The organism is Brevundimonas mediterranea (genome assembly GCF_011064825.1).
GTDB lineage: Bacteria > Pseudomonadota > Alphaproteobacteria > Caulobacterales > Caulobacteraceae > Brevundimonas > Brevundimonas mediterranea_A.
In genome coordinates this window covers 338,452-356,063 of the sequence record NZ_CP048751.1, presented here as the reverse complement: position 1 = coordinate 356,063, position 17,612 = coordinate 338,452, and the positions used below count along the sequence as shown (strand labels likewise).

General features: G+C 67.4%; 14 protein-coding genes. 7 read left to right on the top strand and 7 right to left on the bottom strand.

All coding sequences use genetic code 11. From position 1 onward, the window contains the following. Nucleotides 1-39: 39 nt before the first annotated feature. On the top strand, nt 40-1,650 hold the full coding sequence (locus tag GYM46_RS01740; RefSeq protein WP_008262941.1) for an ABC-F family ATP-binding cassette domain-containing protein: 1,611 nt from the start codon (nt 40-42) through the stop codon (nt 1,648-1,650). Here the strand turns inward: GYM46_RS01740 and GYM46_RS01735 are convergent. Further along, entirely contained in the window at nt 1,647-2,096 is a 450-nt protein-coding gene (locus GYM46_RS01735) for a tRNA (cytidine(34)-2'-O)-methyltransferase (protein WP_008261133.1), read from the bottom strand. The two genes, GYM46_RS01740 and GYM46_RS01735, sit on opposite strands and share 4 nt — an antisense overlap. A 194-nt stretch (nt 2,097-2,290) precedes the next feature. Here GYM46_RS01735 and petA point away from each other — a divergent pair, with 194 nt between their 5' ends. The 5 genes from petA to GYM46_RS01710 all read left to right on the top strand — a co-directional run bounded on the left by petA (nt 2,291) and on the right by GYM46_RS01710 (nt 8,585). Next, on the top strand, nt 2,291-2,833 hold the full coding sequence (gene petA / locus GYM46_RS01730) for a ubiquinol-cytochrome c reductase iron-sulfur subunit (protein WP_008260246.1): 543 nt from the start codon (nt 2,291-2,293) through the stop codon (nt 2,831-2,833). 16 nt (nt 2,834-2,849) lie between these two features. Then, the gene (locus tag GYM46_RS01725; RefSeq protein WP_008258896.1) at nt 2,850-4,178 is read left to right on the top strand and encodes a cytochrome b; all 1,329 of its coding nucleotides are present in this window, start codon (nt 2,850-2,852) and stop codon (nt 4,176-4,178) included. A 5-nt stretch (nt 4,179-4,183) separates the two neighbouring features. Then, nucleotides 4,184-5,056: a cytochrome c1 gene (locus tag GYM46_RS01720; RefSeq protein WP_008261999.1), complete on the top strand. Its 873-nt coding sequence runs from the start codon at nt 4,184-4,186 to the stop codon at nt 5,054-5,056. A gap of 151 nt (nt 5,057-5,207) precedes the next feature. Continuing rightward, a complete protein-coding gene (locus tag GYM46_RS01715) occupies nt 5,208-6,866 on the top strand; it encodes a M28 family metallopeptidase (RefSeq protein ID WP_040349383.1) in 1,659 nt (552 codons plus the stop codon). Nucleotides 6,867-6,935: 69 nt separating this feature from the next. Continuing rightward, nucleotides 6,936-8,585: a M28 family peptidase gene (locus tag GYM46_RS01710; RefSeq protein WP_008259303.1), complete on the top strand. Its 1,650-nt coding sequence runs from the start codon at nt 6,936-6,938 to the stop codon at nt 8,583-8,585. A 64-nt stretch (nt 8,586-8,649) separates the two neighbouring features. Here the strand turns inward: GYM46_RS01710 and GYM46_RS01705 are convergent, their stop codons facing one another. Together GYM46_RS01705 and GYM46_RS01700 are read right to left on the bottom strand one after the other, a co-directional pair. Further along, on the bottom strand, nt 8,650-9,663 hold the full coding sequence (locus GYM46_RS01705) for a DUF6607 family protein (protein ID WP_008260918.1): 1,014 nt from the start codon (nt 9,661-9,663) through the stop codon (nt 8,650-8,652). Nucleotides 9,664-9,669: 6 nt separating this feature from the next. Then, nucleotides 9,670-11,874: a TonB-dependent hemoglobin/transferrin/lactoferrin family receptor gene (locus tag GYM46_RS01700; protein WP_164952581.1), complete on the bottom strand. Its 2,205-nt coding sequence runs from the start codon at nt 11,872-11,874 to the stop codon at nt 9,670-9,672. Nucleotides 11,875-11,984: 110 nt separating this feature from the next. Here GYM46_RS01700 and GYM46_RS01695 point away from each other — a divergent pair, with 110 nt between their 5' ends. Next, on the top strand, nt 11,985-12,518 hold the full coding sequence (locus tag GYM46_RS01695) for a hypothetical protein (protein WP_040349386.1): 534 nt from the start codon (nt 11,985-11,987) through the stop codon (nt 12,516-12,518). On the opposite strand, the gene ychF is transcribed toward GYM46_RS01695, so the two are convergent. From ychF to GYM46_RS01675, 4 genes are all read right to left on the bottom strand, one after another. Continuing rightward, complete coding sequence (gene ychF / locus GYM46_RS01690; RefSeq protein ID WP_008258920.1) at nt 12,511-13,605, bottom strand: redox-regulated ATPase YchF; 1,095 nt, start codon at nt 13,603-13,605, stop codon at nt 12,511-12,513. The genes GYM46_RS01695 and ychF overlap by 8 nt on opposite strands. Nucleotides 13,606-13,675: 70 nt before the next feature. Then, nucleotides 13,676-14,164, bottom strand: coding sequence for a copper chaperone PCu(A)C (locus GYM46_RS01685; protein WP_008260644.1), 489 nt, complete (start codon nt 14,162-14,164; stop codon nt 13,676-13,678). A 12-nt stretch (nt 14,165-14,176) separates the two neighbouring features. Further along, complete coding sequence (locus GYM46_RS01680; RefSeq protein ID WP_008260824.1) at nt 14,177-15,532, bottom strand: PepSY-associated TM helix domain-containing protein; 1,356 nt, start codon at nt 15,530-15,532, stop codon at nt 14,177-14,179. Further along, entirely contained in the window at nt 15,532-17,604 is a 2,073-nt protein-coding gene (locus GYM46_RS01675) for a TonB-dependent receptor family protein (protein WP_008260363.1), read from the bottom strand. Before GYM46_RS01675 ends, GYM46_RS01680 begins: the two co-directional genes overlap by 1 nt. Nucleotides 17,605-17,612: the final 8 nt, after the last annotated feature.

Here is a 17,612-nt window from a genome sequence, read left to right as displayed (position 1 = left end):
CCGGTTCCGCCCTGTCCGCCATTCTGCTCGTGATCCTCCATGCCAACCAGCCCAAGCCGAAGCGCGTTCCCGTCCGCGCTCGCGACTCTCGACAAGGTCGCCGCTAGAACGCCCGCCGGCGTCACGCTTTTCGACAATCTGAGCCTGACGTTCGAGCCTGAGCGCACCGGCGTCGTCGGTCGCAACGGCGCGGGCAAGAGCACCCTGTTGCGCTTGATCTCGGGCGACCTGTCGCCGGCCGAGGGCGCGGTGACGCGCGTCGGGACGATCGGCGTGCTGGATCAGCGCCATGATCCTGCGCTGGGCGAGACGGTCGCCCAAACGCTGGGCGTCGGCGAAGCCCTGGCGGTAATCGAACGCGTGCTGGCCGGCGAGGGCGACGCAGAAGATCTCGCGAACGCCGACTGGACGCTGGAACTGCGGATCGCCGAGATTCTGGCCGAGGTCGGGCTGGCGGACCTGGCCATGGACCGGGCGACGATCAGTCTGAGCGGCGGCGAACAGACCCGGCTGCGGGTCGCCGGCCTGCTGCTGGCGCGGCCGGACCTGATCCTGCTGGACGAGCCGACCAATCATCTGGATGTCGAGGCGCGGCGACGGGTCGCCGAGGTGCTGGGCCGCTGGGACGGCGGGGCCGTGGTGGTGAGCCATGACCGCGATCTGCTGCGGCGCATGGACCGGATCGTCGAGGTCTCTGGTCTGGGCGTGACCGTATACGGCGGAAACTACGACCTCTTCGCTGAGCGCAAGGCGACCGAGCGGGCGGCGGCGGAACGCGATCTGGCCGGCGCCGAACGGACGGCCGCTCGCGTGGGCGCGGACGCCCAGCGTCGCACGGAGATGAAGGCGCGGCGCGACGCAGCCGGACGGCGCAAGGGCGCCAAGGGCGACATGCCGAAGATCCTGATCGGCGCGAGGGCGGAGCGGGCCGAGAACAGCGGCGCCGGCGACCGGCTCCTGGCGGCGCGGCAAGCCGCGGAGGCGGAGGCGGCCCTGGCGTCGGCGCGCGAGCGGGTGGAGCGCACCCGCGCCCTGTCGATCCCCATGCCATCGAGCGGCCTGGCGTCTGGCCGGACCTTGCTGGTGCTGGACGATGCGACCTGGGAGACGCCGCAGGGGCGCACTGTGGTGGGGCCGGTCAGCCTGCGGCTGACGGGGCCGGAACGGGTCGCGATCACAGGGCCGAACGGGGCCGGCAAGACGACCCTGCTGCGACTGATCCATGGGGCGCTGGAACCGACGACCGGGCGAGTGGAGCGGCCGTGTCGAGCGGTGCTGCTGGATCAGGAGGCTACGATCCTGAAACCGGATGAAACCTTGGTCGAGGCCTGGCGACGGCTCAATCCTGAGGGCTCGGTCAACGACGCCCAGGCGGCGCTGGCGCGGTTCCTGTTCCGGAATGTAGCGGCGCATCGCGAAGTCGGCGCGCTGTCGGGCGGCGAGCGGCTGCGGGCGGCCCTGGCCTGCGTCATGACAGGGGCGGCGCCGCCGCAACTGCTTATTCTGGACGAGCCGACCAATCATCTCGATCTCGACTCGGTCGCCGCCGTGGAAGTCGCGCTGCGGGCCTATGACGGCGCCCTGATCGTGGTCAGTCATGACGCCGACTTTCTGGACGCCATACGGATCGAGCGGACGATCGCCCTCTAGCCGATCCCGCCCGTCTGGCGCAGCCCCTCCCACAGGGCGATGCCTGCGGTGACCGACAGGTTCAGCGAACGCGCTTCAGGACGCAGCGGAATCACCACGCGGGCGTCGACGGCGGCGTGGACATAGTCCGGCGCGCCGGATGTTTCCTTGCCAAACAGAAGCGTGTCGTCGGGGTGAAAGACGAAATCGGACAGGGGCGTCGCGCCGCGGGTGGTGAACAGAATCAGTCGGCCGGCGGGGCGGTCGCGCTGAAACGCATCCCAGTCGGCGTGCCGGGTCATGTGCGACAAAGGACCATAGTCGAGCGCCGCTCGCTTCATGGCGCGGTCGTCGAACCGAAAGCCCGTAGGCTCCACGACGTGCAGTTCCACCCCGAAACAGGCCGACAGCCGGATGCAGGCGCCGACGTTCTGAGGAATGTCCGGTTGAAAAAGAGCGAGACGCATTCTAATCCCTAGATATACGCGGCCTGGGGGTTTGTCGCGGTCTGTCTGCGAACGTTTCGCAAGAAGCGTCAGCGACTTGCGGCCTTAGGCCGCAAATACAGACCGAGGGTGATACTGGGTCTCGCTTTTAGGGTTCGTGCCGCAAAAGAGGAGCGCCAATACAGGCGGTCCCGGCGGTTTTCGAGAGGTGAAACGTGGCCGAGACGGGTGTGATTCCGGAAGGCGAGGGCGATCCGAATCGCCGCGACTTCATCCATATCGCAGCGGGCGCCGCTGCGGTCGGCGCCGGGGCGATGATCGCCTGGCCGCTGATCAACCAGATGAACCCCGCCGCCGACACCCTGGCCCTGGCTTCGATCGAGTTCGATCTGACCAAGGTGCAGGAAGGCCAGCAGGTCGTGATCAAATGGCAGGGCAAGCCGGTCTTCGTGCGCTATCGCACTCCGGCCGAACTGCAGCGCGTCATCGCCGACGATCACGCATCGGACCTGAAACAGCCCCAGACGGACGCCGAGCGCACCAAGCCAGGCCACGAGAAATATCTGGTCGTGGTCGGATCCTGCACCCACCTGGGCTGCGTGCCGACCTTTGGCGCCGGCGACTACGGCGGCTGGTTCTGCCCCTGCCACGGTTCGCACTATGATGCCTCCGGGCGGATCAGGAAGGGGCCCGCGCCTCTGAACCTGGTGGTGCCCGACTATGAATTTGCGTCCGACACTCGCGTCAAGATCGGGTGAGGGCCAGGGGGAGGAAATGAGCGAACACGAATCCACCTACGTCCCTAAGACGGGCGTCGAGAAGTGGCTGGACACCCGGCTGCCGATCATCCGCTTCGGCGCAGACTACATGTCGCTGCCGACACCCAGAAACCTGAACTACTGGTGGACCTTCGGCGGCATCCTGGCCCTGTGTCTGATGACGCAGATCGTCACCGGCATTGTTCTGGCCATGCACTATACGCCGCACGTCGACCTGGCCTTCGCCTCGGTCGAGCGGATCATGCGCGACGTCAACGGCGGCTGGCTGATCCGCTATGTGCACGCCAACGGCGCGTCGATGTTCTTCATCGCCGTCTATCTGCACATGCTGCGGGGGCTGTACTACGGCTCGTACAAGGCGCCGCGCGAGATGATCTGGATCATCGGCTGCGTGATCTTCTTCCTGATGATCGCGACGGCCTTCCTGGGTTACGTCCTGCCCTGGGGCCAGATGTCCTTCTGGGGCGCCGAGGTGATCACCAATCTGATCGGGGCCATCCCGGTGATCGGCGAGCCGATCCTGATCTGGCTGCGCGGCGGACCGGCGATCGACAATGCGACGCTGAACCGCTTCTTCTCGCTCCACTATCTGCTGCCCTTCGCCATACTGGGCTGCGTCGTGCTGCACCTGTGGGCGCTCCACTCGGCGGGTCAGAACAATCCGGTCGGCATCCTGATCCCCAAGGATCGGACGAAGAAGGACATGTTGCCCTTCCACCCCTATTTCACGCTTAAGGACGGGTTCGCGATCATCCTGTTCCTTCTGCTGTTCGCGATCTTCGTCTTCTATCAGCCGAACGCCCTGGGCCACGCCGACAACTATATCCCGGCCAATCCGCTGCAGACGCCGGCGCACATCGTGCCCGAGTGGTACATGCTGCCCTTCTACGCCATCCTGCGCGCCATTCCGGACAAGTTCGGCGGCGTGGTGGCGATGTTCAGCGCCATCGGCGTGCTGTTCGTCCTGCCCTGGCTGGATACGTCCAAGGTGCGGTCGATGCGGTATCGCCCGACCATGCGGACCTTCTTCTTCATCTTCCTGGTGGTCGGCGTGGGCTTGGGCTGGTGCGGTGGTCAGCTTCCGGACGCGCCGGTCATTCCGGGGTTGGGCGGCGTGGTTCTGCTGGACGGCAACCTGAACTCCTACCTGTGGCTGACGCGGCTGTTCACGGCCTACTACTTCCTCTTCTTCCTGGTGATCCTGCCGTTCGTGGGCTTGAAGGAGACGCCGCTGCCGATCCCGGCGACCATTTCCGAGCCGGTCCTGACCGGTGCGGACGCGATGCCGGCTTTCGCCCCGGCCTCGCCCGAGAAGAAGGGGTGAGGGCCATGATGACCGTGAAAACCAACGCCTCGATGTCCAGGCTCATCGCCTCGGCGGCTGTAGCTTTCGGCCTGCTGGCCGCGGCCCCGGCCCTGGCTGCTGGCGGGGCCGCTCATCCGCGCTCGGGCGGGTTCAGCTTCGAAGGACCGTTCGGCGTCTATGACCAGGGCCAGCTTCAGCGCGGCTACAAGGTCTATCAGGAGGTTTGCGCCGCCTGCCACAGCATGAACCTGATGCACTATCGCAATCTAGGTGATCGCCACGGGCCGTTCTGGAATCCGAAATATCCGAACCCGAACGACAATCCGGTGGTCAAGGCCCTGGCCAAGGAGGTCCAGGTCCCGGACATCGACAGCGAGACCGGTGAACCGATCCAGCGCGACGCCACCCCGGCCGACAAGTTCCGCAGCCCTTACCCGAACGCGACGGCCGCCGCCGCAGGCAACGGCGGAGCGGCGCCGCCTGATCTGTCGGTGATGGCCAAGGCCCGCCACGACGGCGCCAACTATATCTACTCTCTGCTGTCGGGCTATCGCGCGGCGCCGGCGGGCCTGACCATCCGAGAGGGGCAGCATTACAACCCCTATATGGCCGGCGACCTGACGCCCTTCTGGACGGGGGACAAGCACCATGTGCCGGAGGGGGGCTTCATCGCCATGCCGCCGCCGCTTCGGAACGGCCAGGTGACCTATGACGACGGGTCGCCCCAGACGGTGGACCAGTACGCCAAGGATGTGGCCGCCTTCATCGCCTGGACGTCCGAACCGAAGATGGTCGAACGCAAACAGGCCGGCTTCGGTGTGATCATTTTCCTGCTGATCTTCGCCGGCCTCACCTACGCCAGCTATCGCCGCGTCTGGAAGGGCGTCGCCCACTAGGCGCAGGTTCGCATGACCTGATCATCAGCCCGCCGAAGTCCGCTTCGGCGGGCTTTTGTTTGCGACAAATGGCGCGTGACACGGAATCGACATGATGGATTTCGCCCCCTAGGGTCGGCGACTTCATTTCCGGCTGTGGGGCCTCGTGTTCATGCGTATCGTCTCTTCTTTCGCCGCCGTGCTGATGGCCGGCGTCACCCTGTCCGCCTGCGCCACCGTCGGAGCGGATCAGGCCGCGCCGTCCTTCGACGCCGCGCGGATTTCGGAGGATATCCGCGTCCTGTCGAGCGACGCCTATGAGGGACGCGGCATCGCCACCCCGGCTGAAGAGAAGGTCGTCCAGTACCTGAGCGCTCAATATGCGGCCGCCGGTTTCGAGCCGGGCGGTCCCAACGGCCAGTGGACCCAGGACGTCATCCTGAACCGTTTCGTCCAGTCCAACGTCCATGCCTCGCTGAAGCTGGGGGACTGGAGCCTGCCGATGACCCAGGGCCGCGAGGTGGCCATTTCCACCCGCCGTCCGGCCGAGCATGTCAGCCTGAAGGACGCGCCCCTGGTCTTCGTCGGCTACGGCATCAATGCGCCTGAGCGCCAGTGGAACGACTTCAAGGGCCAGGACTTGCGCGGCAAGATCCTGGTCGTCCTGGTCAATGACGCCGACTTCGAAGAACCGGCGCTGAACACCTTCGGCGGCAAGGCCATGACCTATTACGGCCGCTGGACCTACAAGTACGAGGAGGCCGCCAAGCACGGGGCGGCGGGCGTGCTGATCGTGCACGAGACGGCGCCGGCCTCTTACGGCTGGGCGACGGTCGCCAACTCCTGGGGCGTGCCGCAGTTCGACATCCTGAGGCCCAATGCGGCGGCCGAGCGGGTGCCGATGGAGGGCTGGATCCAGCGCGATGTTGCGGTGGACCTGTTCCGCCGCGCGGGGCTGGATTTCGATGCGCTGAAGGTCCAGGCGCGCAGCCGCGACTTCCAGCCCGTGGCCCTGACCGGCGCGTCCTTCTCGACCGAGTTCGACGTGGCGACCAACCAGGTCACCAGCCACAATGTCATCGCCCGCCTGCCGGGCACGACCCATCCGGACGAGACGGTGCTGTACACCGCCCACTGGGACCATATCGGCATGGGCGAGCCGGACGCGACGGGCGACCGGATCTTCAACGGCGCCGTCGACAACGCCTCGGGCACCGCCGGCCTGCTGGAACTGGCGCGGATGTACGGACGCGCCCCTCGCACCGAACGCTCTGTCGTTATGATCAGCTTCACCGGCGAGGAAAGCGGTCTGCTGGGTTCGGAATATTACGCCGTGAACCCGGTCTATCCGCTGCCCAGGACGGTGGGCGGGTTCAACATGGATTCGATGAACGTCTATGGCCGCGTCACGGGGCTGGGCGTCACCGGATACGGCCAGTCCGATTTCGATGAGCGGTTGGCCGTCGCGATCCAGTCACAGGGCCGTAGTCTGGTCCCGGACTACGAGAACGCGGCCGGCACCTATTATCGCTCGGACCACTTCCCCCTGGCCAAGCGCGGCGTGCCCATGGCCTACGCCGGCAGCCGGGGCGACTTCCGCGATGAACCGATCGCCGAACGCCAGGCCGCGCGCGCCGAATATGGCGCCAAACGCTATCACCAGGCGGCGGACGAATGGTCGCCGGACTGGGACTACAGCGGCATGATCGAGGATCTGACGGTCTTCTATGATGTCGGTCGCGCCCTGGCGAACGGCCGGGACTGGCCGGAATGGAAGACGGGGTCCGAGTTCGGCCCCGTGCGGGCCACGACGGCGTCCGAGCGTCCCTGATATCCGTGAAAACCGGGGGCCGGGACGCGATCCTGGCCCCCTACCTATTCGTCTGTTCGAGCCGCCCGCATGATCCTTCGTCGTTCCCCCTTCATCGCCCTGGCGGCGCTGGTCCTGACCGCCTGCGCAGGCGCGTCCGTCAGCCCGCCGCCCGCCCGGCTGGACGCCTTCGCCACGGCCTCGGCGGCGACGCCGCAGTTCAGCGCCCAGCGTCTGTCCGACCACATCAAGTACCTGGCCTCCGACGAGTTGGAGGGCCGCTTCCCCGGCCTGATCGGCGAGCAACTGACTCTGGCCTATCTCCAGCGCCAGTATGAGGCCATGGGGCTGGAGCCGGGCGGACGGGACGGATCCTGGCTGCAACCGGTCGATCTGGTGCGGTTCACGCCGGAGCGTGCGCCGACGGCCGCCTGGACCGGCGCCGACGGCGTCCGCCACGCCCTGGTTTCGGGAACGGACATCACCTTGCGCGCGGGGCCGGCCGATCCGATGGTCAAGATCGACGGTGCGCCGCTGGTCTTCGCCGGCTACGGAATCGTGGCTCCGGAGCGGGGATGGGACGACTATGGCGACGCCGATCTGACGGGCAAGGTGGTGGTGATCCTGCGCGCCCAGCCCGACGCCCTGGGCGTCGATCCGAACTTCTACGGCTCGGGCACGCACAAGACCCAGGAGGCGCTGAAGCGCGGCGCGGTCGGGGTGATCAGTCTTCAGGATAACGACGGCCGCTGGCGTCGGGCCGTCGGCGGCGCGACCCGGCCGCAGATGACGGTCAAGGGCGCAAAGGATGCGCGATTCACCGGATCCATCAGTCCGGCGACGGGGACCGCCATCGGTGGAGACGTTCTGACGGAGGCCCTGGCGCGCGCCAAGACCGGCGGCCTGGGCGGGGTGGTGGATCTGGGCGTGCGACTGGACGTCGACATCGCCGAAACGACCGAGGTCATTCACTCGAACAATCTGCTGGCCAAGATCCCCGGAACGACGCGGCCCGATGAATATGTCGTCTATTCCGCCCATTGGGACCACGTCGGCAAGGCCAGGGAACCGAACGCCGAGGGCGATGACATCTTCAACGGCGCCTGGGACAACGCCTCGGGCACGGCGGGCCTGATCGAGATGGCGCGCGCCTTCAAGGCCGGACCGGCGCTGGAACGGACGGTGGTCTTCCTGCACGTCACGGCCGAGGAACAGGGACTGCTGGGCTCGGAAGCCTATGCCGCCGATCCGGTCTATCCGCTGGCGAAGACGGCGGCGGACATCAATATCGACATGCTGCCCTTCACCCCCGCGACGCGGGACGTGGCGGTGTTCGGCGTCGGCAAGTCGGAGCTGGAAGACATCCTGGGCCGGTTCGCCGCCGTGCAGGGCCGCACGGTGACCGGCGACGGCTATCCGCAGGAAGGCTTCTACTACCGCTCCGACCATTTCAACTTCGCCGCGGGCGGGGTGCCGGCCCTGATGCCGTGGAGCGGTCGTGACTTCGTAGAGGGCGGGCTGGAGGCGGGCGCGCCGTACTACGAGGCCCAGATGGCGCGCTATTATCACAAGCTGACCGACGAATGGCGGGCCGACTACGACTTCACCGCCGCCGTCCAGAACCTGGATCTGCTGTATCGGCTGGGGCTGACGGTGGCCGACAGCGAGACCTGGCCAGCCTGGAAACCGAGCGCCGAATTCAACGCCATCCGCGACGCCAGCGCCGATCAGCGGCGCTAGACACGAAAACGGCGGCCCGGAGGGGAGCCCGGGCCGCCGTCTCATCCGTCGCTGGCCTTAGCGGTCAGCGCGCGGATGTCGCCTCGGCGATCAGGACCCGCGCCTGGGCGATCGCGTCCGCCTCTGTGGTTTCGCCGTCGGCCAGGGACTGGGCCAGGTCCATCAGCGGCGCGCCGGTGACGGAGCCGGTCTGGGCCTCCTGCTGAAGATGGACGCCGTTTCCGGCGACGACGGCGTCATCCCAGGCCTGGCGCACGGCGGCCCAGAATCCCTGGGTCTTCGCCCAGTAATCGTCGCCGGCCTGGGGCGAATAGCCGGTCGAACGATCGTAGGTGTTGATCACGTCTTCCTGAACGACAGCGACCGGCTCGCCGCCCGCCTTGCCCGACATTTTCACATTGTCCTGGATATGGACCCAGCCGTTCGGCGTCAGGATGTGGCGGTTGGTCCCCAGATAGCGGTCATAGACGGGGTTCCGCACCGCATCGCGCCGCGCCAGCGGCCGCCAGGTCGGGTTGGACGTCCAAGCCGACAGGCCGTTGTCATAGGTCCAGCGACCGACGCCGCCGTAACGGGGCGAGTCGTCTGTCTGCCACACGGTCTGGGACCAGGCGCCCTGGCGCTGATCGGCCGGGACGGGCGTCAGCACCCACTGGTTCGGCCCGGCGTAGGTCAGCACCGTCTGGGGCTGATAGACCCAGTCCTGACGCCAGTGCTTGATGACGATGACCTGGCCCTCATGCTCCATGACCAGGATGTGTTGCAGACTGATCCGGTCGCCCTGGTCATAGACGACGCGGACGATCTCGCTGCCGCCCGACAGCTGCTCCTCCAGCGGGTCGTAGTCGGCCTGGAAGCTGACGTTCTCGCGCATGTCGAAATGGACGCGATACTGGCCGGCCTGGGCCAGGATCGACTGGCGATCCCGTTCGAAGGCGCTGGCGGGGGTGGAAGCCGCAGCCGGAGCGACGGCTCCGGTTTCCAGCGCCTGGGCGGCGGGTGCAGCGGCGGTCAGCAGGGCGGCGGCGATCAGGATGGCGCGCATGGGACGGGGGCTCTTGATGTGGGGGATGTGCATGGTCGCTTACAGACGCAGGGTCAGGGACAGACCGAAGTTGCGGCCCGGCTGGGTGTAGGCGTCCTTGATGGACGAGGCGGCGGACAGGCCGCGCACGTCGCTCCACCAGCCGTATTTCTCGTCGAGAAGGTTGAAGGCGCCGGCCCGCAGTGTGGCGCGCTCGGTGACGTTCCAATAGGCGGTCACGTCGAGAAGGGTGAAGCTGTCGCCGGTGTAGCAGGCCGATCCGCACGACAGTTCATAGGTGGCGGCGTCCTTCCTGTCCGACCAGGTCACGACGGCCGAACCGCCCCAGACGCCCGAAGGCGCGGCATAGTTCAGGCCGCCGACCAGTTTGATCGGATCGACGCTGCTGAGCTGGGTCTTGTCACCGTCCGTTTCCTGCTCGCCGTCCGCAAAGGCGGCGGAGACGATCAGGCTGAGGCCATTGCTCCAGGCGACGTCGCCCCTGGCTTCCAGCCCCCAGATGTCGACATTGGTCAGGTTGACGTACTGATAGATCAGCGGATCGACGCCCGGCACGCCCGTGCCCGACGCCACCACCTGTTCGATGAAGTTGTCATAATGGGTGCTGAAGGCCGTGGTCTGGAGCCGCAGCTCGCCCCCGAAGGCCGCGATGTCGCGGAACCGCAGGCCGCCTTCGATACTGTCTCTGGTTTCGGGCTTGAGGTCCGGGTTGGGGATCGAGGTGTAGCCGTAGACGGGATTTTCGAAATAGTTGTTCACCTGCATCGGCGACGGGGCGCGGAAGCCCTCGGCGTAGTTGGCGAACAGGCCGAAGCGACGGTCGGCCCACCACACGACGCCCAGCTTGGGCGAGATATGGTCTTCCGACTGGCTCGTGGCGGACGCCGGGAACAGGGCGTCGACTTCCGGCGACAGGTCGTACCAGTCGTAGCGTACGGCGGGGATGATGCTGAGCGCGCCGCCGAGCATCTCGATCTCGTCCTGAACGAACAGACCCGCCAACTGGTAGTCGGTCTTGGGGAAGGCGCGGGTCGGGAAGATTTCGCCAACCGGCGGGGTGACGCCGTCGCGGACGCCTTCCTGCGTGGTCATCGACCAGTCGCCGCCGACGGTGACACGGTGTTCCACCGCCTCGCCCGCGCCGAAGACGCGCGCGCCTTGGGCGGCTAGGCCGTAGACGGTGTTGTCGAAGGTGGTGTCGCGGACCCGGTCCACAGCGGGGCTTCGATCTTCATAGGTATACTGGCGGGTAGTCGCATCCTGCCAGTAGGCGCTGACCGAACCGCTCTCGAAGCCGGCGAAGTCCTGGAAGCGCCACTCGCCCTTGAGACTGTCGCGCTGGGTTTCGTCATGGGCGGTGACGGCCAGAACCGTCGCCGACCGGGCGGTCAGGGCGTCGCCGTCCATTTCGGAGTCGAGGTGGTCATAGGTCAGGCGCAGCGAATGGCCGGGCGCCACGTCCCAGACCAGCTTGGCCAGGATGGCGTTGGAGGTGAAGTCCTGCGGATTGGGTTGGGTTCGGGCCGAGCCGACGCCGCCGACCTCGCCCTGGTTCTCAGTCTCCTGGTGATCGCGGCGGGTGTAGGCCAGCAGGCCCGAAACCGACTCCGTGCGGCCGGCGACGGCAAGGCTCTCGGTCCAGCCTTCGTCCGCCGAACTATAGGCCGCCCGCACCCGTGCGCCTAAATCCTGGCTACTCTTCAGGAAATCGGACGGGTCCTTGGTGGTGAAGGCGACCGCGCCGGCGACGCCGTCCGAACCATACAGGGCCGATGCGGGGCCGCGCAGGATCTCCACCGACTTGACCATGTCCAGGTCGTTATAGTCGCCGCGACCGACCGCCTGGGCGCCGAAGCTGAAGCCGCTGGGCAGGCGCACCCCGTCGTTGATGATCAGCACGCGGTCGCCGCCCATGCCGCGAATGGTGAAGCCCGAATTGCTGTCGCGACCGCCGCCTGACAGCGCCAGGTTGAAGCGGGCGGGGGAGGTCGGCACGCTGACGCCCGGTTCGAACCGAATCAGATCCTTGATGTCGGTGGCCAGCATGGTCTCGATCTGGTCGGCGCTGATGACGCTGACCGTGGCGGGCGTGCGTGACGCCAGACGCTCCGACCGCGTGCCGATCACGATGACCGGATCGACCTCGGTCGCCGGCGCGTCGGCCGCTTCGGCGCACGCGGGCTGGGCGATCAAGACCGAACCGAAGGCGGCTGCGGCGGTGGAGAGGAGGAGTAGGTTGCGCATAATGGCCCCGCTTGATGACAGGCGGAGGTGTTACTGCGAACGATTATCAGAATCAACCGCAATGAGGACGCGGGTTTGAACCCCAGCCTTGGCCGTGGTGTTGTAGGCGGATGAAATATGCGTTCTTCCCGATGGTTGCGGCCATCGCCCTGCTGACCGCCTGTGGAGACAACGGGGTCAATCCTCCGGACGAGCCGGCGCGTCCGCTCAGGACGCCTGAGGCGATGCAACAGGTGGAGGCGCCGGGCCCGTCCTCTCTGGCCGGCCGCGGCCCGCGCAGCTTTGTGGGAATCTGGGCCGCCAACCCCGTCTGGTGCGCCCATCCGCAGGGCGAGCGGGCGCCCATCACCCTGACGCCGATGCGGTTCGAAGCCCCTGGCGTCGCCTGTGACATCGCTCGGATTGAAGAGACCGGAGCGGGCTATGTGGCCACCCTGGCCTGCGCCGCTCAGGGGCAGGCCAAGCGCGAGCGGGTTCATATGGCCGCCACCGGCGACGTGATGAACCTGACCTACGTCGACAGGGACATGAAAACGGTGAAACTGGCGCGCTGCCCCGGCTCGCCGCGCGCGCCGGATCCCGCCAATCCGTTGGAAAGCATGATGAAGAAGGAGCCGGAGGCCCCCGCTTCGAAACCTAGTTGAACAGGAAGTTCATCACGTCGCCGTCCTTGACGACATAGGTCTTGCCTTCCGCACGCAGCTTGCCGGCTTCGCGCGCCTTGGCTTCGCCGCGCAGGGCGACGAAGTCGTCGAAGGCGATGGTTTCGGCGCGGATGAAGCCCTTCTCGAAGTCGGTGTGGATGACGCCGGCCGCCTGGGGCGCGGTGTCGCCGACGTTGATCGTCCAGGCGCGGGCTTCCTTGGGGCCGACCGTGAAATAGGTCTGAAGTCCCAGCAGCTTGTAGGCCTCGCGGATTAGGCGGTTCAGGCCGGGTTCTTCCAGACCCAGGGTCTCGAGGAACTCCTTCTGCTCCTCGTCGTCCAGCACGGCGATCTCGGATTCGATCTGGGCCGAGATGACGACCGAATTGGCGTTGTCCGTGGCGGCGCGGGCGGCGACCTTGTCCGACAGCTCATTGCCCTTGTCGGCCGAACCTTCCTCGACATTCGAGACATAGAGGGCGGGCAGGGCGGTCAGCAGTTGCAGCATGTGCCAGGCCTTGGCGTCCTCCTTGGACACGTCGGCTGTGCGGGCGGGCTTGCCGGCGTTCAGCTGGGCCAGGGCCAGATCGACCAGTTTCAGCGTCAGGCCGGACTCCTTGTCGCCGCCCTTGGCGCGCTTCTCCAGCTGGGGCCGGCGGCGCTCCAGGCTTTCCATGTCGGCCAGCATCAGCTCGGTCTCGATGATCTCCAGATCGGCGATCGGATCGATGCGGTTCTCGACGTGGGTGATGTCGTCATCGACGAAGCAACGGGCGACGAAGGCCACGGCGTCGCAGTCGCGGATATTGGCCAGGAACTGATTGCCCAGGCCCTCGCCCTTGGACGCGCCGCGCACCAGGCCGGCGACATCGACGAAGGTGATGCGGGCGGGAATGATCTCCTTGGACCCGGCGACCTCGGCCAGGGCGTTCAGGCGCGGCTCTGGCACGGCCACGTCGCCGGTGTTCGGCTCGATGGTGCAGAACGGATAATTGGCCGCCTGGGCCGCCGCCGTCTTGGTCAGGGCGTTGAACAGGGTGGACTTGCCGACATTGGGCAGGCCGACGATCGCGACTTTAAGGGCCATGGTATTCCTCGTGAGGCGCGAGCCTTTAGCCGGTTCAAACCGGTTTGTCAGGCTCGCGCTTCAAAAGGCGTCAGTGCGCGCCGTGATCCATGCCCGCCATGGCCGGCTGGCGCACCGCCGCCTGAACCGTCACCTCGGGCGCCGAGGCGAACTTCAGGGTGATGGGCACGGTCTCGCCGGCGACCAGGGGCGCGGTCAGGCCGATCAGCATCAGGTGATTGCCGCCGGGCGCCAGACCGACCGCCTGACCGGCCGGTAGCGGCAGGCCTTCGGTCAACTGCGCCATCTTCATCATGCCGTTCTCGGTCTTCATCTCGTGGACCTGAAGCTCGCCGGCGCGCGGGCTGGAGCCGCCGGTCAGTCGGTCGTCGGTGGTCGCGGTCAGGGTGACGTAGCAGCCGCCGGCCTTGGCCCCGTTCGGCGAAGGCCGGCACCAGGCGTTGGCGGCGGTCACGGCCGCCGTGGCTGTGGGCGACTCCGGCGCCGTCTTGGCCTCTTGCGGCGGGTTGCAGGCCGCCAGTGCGAGGGCGACGGCGGCGAGGGATAGATAGGTCTTCATGGCGTCGTTCTTTCAGGAAACGGCGGGACGGCGCCGGATCATCGGCCGCACGGCTCGATCGAGCAATACGGCGAAGACCAGGCTCAGGCCCGTCAGGGGATAGAGGAGGGCGAGGGGCAGGACGATGCCCAGCACGGCGGCGCGGACGCGCGGTCCCGGCGGGGCGGGCGGGCCGCCCAGGCGAAGCCGCGACAGGTTCGGCGGGCGGCGTTTCCACCACATGACCAGGCCGCTGATCGCCAGCAGCCAGACCCCGATACAGCCCAGCAGCATGACGATCCGGTTCACCTGTCCGAACTGGGTCCCCTGGTGGGTGTAGACGCCCCATTCGATGGCCTTGGCCCCCGCGCCGAACCGGTCGTAGCCGAGGTCGGCCAACAGGCGGCCCGAGGCGGCGTCGATATACAGGGAACGGCTGTCCTGGACCCGGCGGGCCTGGGTGGTGATCGTATAGGCCGTGCCCGAGGCGGTGGGAATGGAGACGGCGTAGGGGCGGGCGAGACCCGCGTCGTCGGCTGTCTTCAGCACCCGGCTCAGGGCGCCGTGGCCCGCATGATCGTGGGCCATGACCATGCCCTCCAGGGTCCATCCGGCGCCGAGCGGCTGGTCATGGTGTTCGGCCCTTTGCCAGGCCCCGGCGACGGGGGCCGGGGGGCGGCCCAGGCCGCTGGATTTGACAACGTCCATGACCGTATCGCCCCAGAAGGCCGACCAGGGCATGCCGGTGACCGCCAGGAACAGAACGCCCCCCCCGACATAGACGCCGGTCAGGGCGTGCAGGTCGCGCCAGAAGGGACGGCGTCTGGCATCGGTCGTTCGGAGCGAGACGGTGGCGACTGCCCGCCCGCGCGGCCACCACAGATAGAGGCCCGTGGCGAACAGGATGATGGTCCAGCCCGCCACGATCTCCACCAGGATGTTGAACGGCCGACCCAGCAGGGTCAGGCTGTGGGTCTTCTTGACCAGCTCCATGAAACCGCCGACGGGAATCACGCCGGTGGCGCGGCCTGTGTGCGGATCGACGAAGACCGTCTTCTGCACCCCGTCGGGCCGATCCACCCGCAGGCGGACGGCCTGGTCCGCCCGGGCGGGCATGACCAGATTGGCGACCCGGCCGCCGCCGGCGGCCTGAGACGCCGACGCCAGCCAGGTTTCCGGGGCCGCCTGGGACTGCACCGCCGGCACGCGGATCATGTCGCGATAGAGGGCGCCGTCGATCTCGTCCTTGAACAGATACAGGCCGCCGGTCAGGGCCAGCAGCATCAGCACGGGCATGACGAAGACGCCGGCGTAGAAATGCCAGCGCCAGACGGCGCGGTAGGCGCCGGACAGATCGTCCGGCGACTGGGTTGCGGCCTTCCCGGCCATCAGTAGCTCATCCTCACGCCGACATAGGCCGAGCGGCCCTCGCCCGGGAAGAAGACGGCGGTCGATACGCCAGCGAGCCTTGCATCGGTCACGGCGCTGAAGTTCGAGACATAGGCCTCGTCGAACAGGTTGCGCACGTCGGCGAAGACGGTCAGTCCGTCCCGCACGGTCCAGCCCATGTTCAGGTTCGCCACCGTATAGGCGGGCGACTTCAGCGTATTGGCGTAATCGACCCAGGAATCGGCCATCGACCATTCCACGCTGGGCGCCACGAACCAGCCGGCCGGGTGATCATACCGCAGCTCGGCCCGGTAAAGGTGCGGCGGCACGACCGGCAGGTCATTGTCGCCGTAGACCTTGTCTCCGTCGAAGTAGAAGTCCGAGAAGGCGTAGGTCTGGCGCAGGCGCCACTGCGGCGCGATCCGCCAATCCAGCCCCGCTTCGATCCCCTGGTGAACGGTCGGTCCGGCGTTGAATGTGGCGGGAAGCCCCGTCACATTAGGCAGGAAGTTCAGCAGTTCGTGGTCCAGTTCGGCGCGATAGGCGGTGACGTCCCAGGTCACGGGGCCGCGGCGACCGCGCGTGCCGATTTCCCAGGTGACGGCCTCCTGCGGAACCAGGGGCTGATAGCCGTCGGCCGTCGGCGACAGGGCCGAGAAGTTGGGCGGTTCTACCGAGCGGGTGACATTGGCGAACACCTGATCGCCTTCCTCGCTTTCCCACAACAGGCCGGCGCGGGGCGCGAACCAGTCAAACGTCTTATCGACGCTCAGGTCGATCGTGCCGGCGACGCCGGGGACCACATAGCTTTGATAGTCGCGTTCTGCGCGGCCCCAGGTTCCCCCGGCGACCAGGGCGAGGCGGTCGGTGACGAACAGCCGCCCCTCGCCGAAGACGTCCAGCCCCTTGCCGTTCTGGAAGCTGCGGGCGCGCAGACCGTTCTGCTGGCCGGCCAGATTGGCCCACTGTTTGGCGTCCAGATCGCCCTGGCGGTACCAGGCGCCGTAGAAGGCGTCGGCGCGCAGGCCGGCGACCTGACCCTGCCAGTCGAACCGGCCGAAGGCGCCGTAGTTGCGGCTTTCCTGGTCGATGACCTGGAAGATGGGGTGGTCCAGATCCTTCCAGGTTCCATAGACGGCGCCCTCGAACACGGTGGATTGGTCCAGCCGCCAGTGCGTCTGCACCGTCGTGCGGATCGACTGCATATTGCGCTGATAATTCAGGCTGAGATTGCCCAGGTTGGCCTTCTCCGGCTGGGTCAGGGCGTCGTTCAGGCTGACGCTGCCGGGGATTTCCTGGTGGATGTCGCCGCCCGAGACGAGCAGGCGCACCTCGCGGTCCTGACCGAAGCTACGGCCGATGTTGGCGGACAGGTGCAGGGACTTGCCCTCGCTCTGCTGACGCCAGCCGTCCACGCTCTGGCCGGTGACGGCGGCGAAGCCGTCCCAGTCGCCGCGCACGCCCGCGACCTCGGCATGGGCGCGCACCGTGCCATAAGAGCCGCCGTCCAGACGCAGGTTCAGGTTCGACGCCGCCGTGCGGCCAGTCGGCGTCACCAGATTGATCGCCCCGCCCAGCAGGGCGCCGCCGAAGCGCAGGGCGTTGCCGCCCTTGTAGACCTCGGTATAGCGGGCGATCAGCGGGTCGATCAGCTGGAAGTCGCCGAAGCCGTCGGCCTCGTTGAACGGCACGCCGTCCTGGGCCAGCAGGGTGCCGCGATTGTGGCTGGAGTTGCCTATGCCCGAGCCGCGGATCGACAGACGGATGTCGCCGCCCCACTTCTTCTGGGCATAGACGCCGGGGGCGTCGCGCAGAACGTCGGCCAGATTGGGCGCGTAGCGATCAGCGTAGGATTCGGCCGAGACGACGGCGACCGCGCCGGGCGTGCGCGACAGGCGTGCCCGCGCCTCGGCGACAACGGCGGGGTCGTCGGCGTTGCGGCGGGCGGTGACAATGACGCTGTCCAGCACGGTCGGCTCTGAAGGCGGCGTGGCGGGCTGCTGAGCGAAGGCTGGGCCGGCCAGGGCGGCGAGCAGCAGGGCGCAGGGCGCCGCAGTGGTCTTGAGAGACATGGTGATCC

Excerpts from the sequence above, each read along its gene's own strand:
- GYM46_RS01740 (WP_008262941.1), top strand. The coding sequence starts at position 40 with ATGCCAACCAGCCCAAGCCGAAGCGCGTTCCCGTCCGCGCTCGCGACT.
- GYM46_RS01735 (WP_008261133.1), bottom strand. The coding sequence starts at position 2,096 with ATGCGTCTCGCTCTTTTTCAACCGGACATTCCTCAGAACGTCGGCGCC.
- GYM46_RS01725 (WP_008258896.1), top strand. The coding sequence starts at position 2,850 with ATGAGCGAACACGAATCCACCTACGTCCCTAAGACGGGCGTCGAGAAG.
- GYM46_RS01720 (WP_008261999.1), top strand. The coding sequence starts at position 4,184 with ATGATGACCGTGAAAACCAACGCCTCGATGTCCAGGCTCATCGCCTCG.
- GYM46_RS01715 (WP_040349383.1), top strand. The coding sequence starts at position 5,208 with ATGCGTATCGTCTCTTCTTTCGCCGCCGTGCTGATGGCCGGCGTCACC.
- GYM46_RS01710 (WP_008259303.1), top strand. The coding sequence starts at position 6,936 with ATGATCCTTCGTCGTTCCCCCTTCATCGCCCTGGCGGCGCTGGTCCTG.
- GYM46_RS01705 (WP_008260918.1), bottom strand. The coding sequence starts at position 9,663 with ATGCACATCCCCCACATCAAGAGCCCCCGTCCCATGCGCGCCATCCTG.
- GYM46_RS01700 (WP_164952581.1), bottom strand. The coding sequence starts at position 11,874 with ATGCGCAACCTACTCCTCCTCTCCACCGCCGCAGCCGCCTTCGGTTCG.
- GYM46_RS01695 (WP_040349386.1), top strand. The coding sequence starts at position 11,985 with ATGAAATATGCGTTCTTCCCGATGGTTGCGGCCATCGCCCTGCTGACC.
- ychF (WP_008258920.1), bottom strand. The coding sequence starts at position 13,605 with ATGGCCCTTAAAGTCGCGATCGTCGGCCTGCCCAATGTCGGCAAGTCC.
- GYM46_RS01685 (WP_008260644.1), bottom strand. The coding sequence starts at position 14,164 with ATGAAGACCTATCTATCCCTCGCCGCCGTCGCCCTCGCACTGGCGGCC.
- GYM46_RS01680 (WP_008260824.1), bottom strand. The coding sequence starts at position 15,532 with ATGGCCGGGAAGGCCGCAACCCAGTCGCCGGACGATCTGTCCGGCGCC.
- GYM46_RS01675 (WP_008260363.1), bottom strand. The coding sequence starts at position 17,604 with ATGTCTCTCAAGACCACTGCGGCGCCCTGCGCCCTGCTGCTCGCCGCC.